Source organism: Microcystis sp. M53603_WE2 (genome assembly GCF_030065435.1).
Map to the genome: position 1 here is coordinate 1 of NZ_JASJFF010000467.1, position 1,444 is coordinate 1,444.

Sequence of the window (1,444 nt, forward strand, 5' to 3'; positions counted from 1 at the left end):
CGATAGGCGGGGGGATCTCCCCTTGATAAGGGGGGTGCCGATAGGCGGGGGGATCTCCCCTTGATAAGGGGGGTGCCGATAGGCGGGGGGAGTTCCCCTTGATAAGGGGGGTGCCGATCCCCCCTTAGTCCCCCCCTTGATAAGGGGGGTGCCGATCCCCCCTTAGTCCCCCCTTGATAAGGGGGGTGCCGATCCCCCCTTAGTCCCCCCTTGATAAGGGGGGCATCTGATAATTTTTAACGCCTACCTACTTAGTTTCCATTTTAGGTGATTTTTTGGTAAACTACAAGGGAAGCTAGAAATTAGTAACGCCTTGAGAATTGTATCCGCTTAGTTAAGTAGTCGGACATAAATTCTGTTGTCTATCTTAATAAATGTAAATTGCCACAATTCTGACTGACGACCGACTCCTGACGACCGGCTACTGACTCCTTACCCCACAGTTAACTTTACTTTTGTCCAACTACTTATCAGTGCAGTTATTGACTCGAACGAATAACTTATCGCTATGTCCAAGACTCTCTACGAACAAGATTTTCAATTGTGGCTCGCAACAACAATTAGCCATCTACAGAAGCGGGAATTTGCTGCGCTGGATACTGATAACTTAATTGAGGAGTTAACCGAGTTGGGAAAATCGGAAAAAAGAACTTTAGAAAGTAATTTGATGATTCTTTTGGCTCATTTGCTCAAATTAAAAGTACAGCACAACGCACCGCCATCCATGAAAGATAGCTGGTATTGTTCTATTATTGAGCATCGCCAGCGAATTGAGAAAAACTTACGCAATACGCCTTCCCTGAAATCCTATCTAGAAACTGCTATCGAGGAAGCTTATCCAGATGCTCGTCAAGTGGCAATTAAGGAAGGGAAACTTGCTCAATTTGGTGTTCGGATTCCCCCAGAAAATGATTATCCTAAAATTTGTCCTTTCTTGCCAGAGCAAATCTTAGATGAGAACTTTTATGGCAATTGACTAGAGGAAATAGTTAGGGTTTGCGGCAAAAAGTTTATTGGTGGGGTTAGGAGTCAGGAGTCAGGAGTCGGGAGGGGAAGAAAAAGATGAACGTAGCGACTGTTTCAGTGCCTACTCGCTACAAGGAGCAGGCGCCAAGCAGAAGTGTTTAGCCCACCTAGAACGAGAATTAAAAGCTCTCTGACAGAGTCGCTTTCAGGGCAATCGGGATTTTGCCCGCCAAGTGCAATCAGTATTATGGCAAGCTCGACTTGCTTATCAGAATTATCAAGAAGGAAAACGGCTCTTCGGTTTGTGTTATGCAATGGACGGGGGTTATAAGGGATGGAACCCTTATAGAGAAAGGCACTTAGCGATTTTTGTCAATTGTTTTTGCTCTAGAGCCAACTAATCAATTAAGTCTCTTACCAGATAAGGATTTAGTCGATTTATGCCCCCCTATCGAACCATACCAAGTAACGAAGAACC

The 1,444-nt window shown here is 45.1% G+C and carries 2 protein-coding genes; both read left to right on the plus strand.

Annotated elements, in window-relative coordinates; genetic code table 11:
- Positions 1–508: 508 nt before the first annotated feature.
- Positions 509–976, plus strand: a complete 468-nt coding sequence (locus PX481_RS09680) for a DUF29 domain-containing protein (protein WP_072926654.1) — start codon at positions 509–511, stop codon at positions 974–976.
- 37 nt (positions 977–1,013) lie between these two features.
- A complete protein-coding gene (locus tag PX481_RS30100) occupies positions 1,014–1,160 on the plus strand; it encodes a hypothetical protein (protein WP_002757808.1) in 147 nt (48 codons plus the stop codon).
- Positions 1,161–1,444 lie beyond the last annotated feature (284 nt).

What these genes read in the sequence shown, in the direction of transcription:
- PX481_RS09680 (WP_072926654.1), top strand. Translation starts at nt 509, where the DNA reads ATGTCCAAGACTCTCTACGAACAAGATTTTCAATTGTGGCTCGCAACA.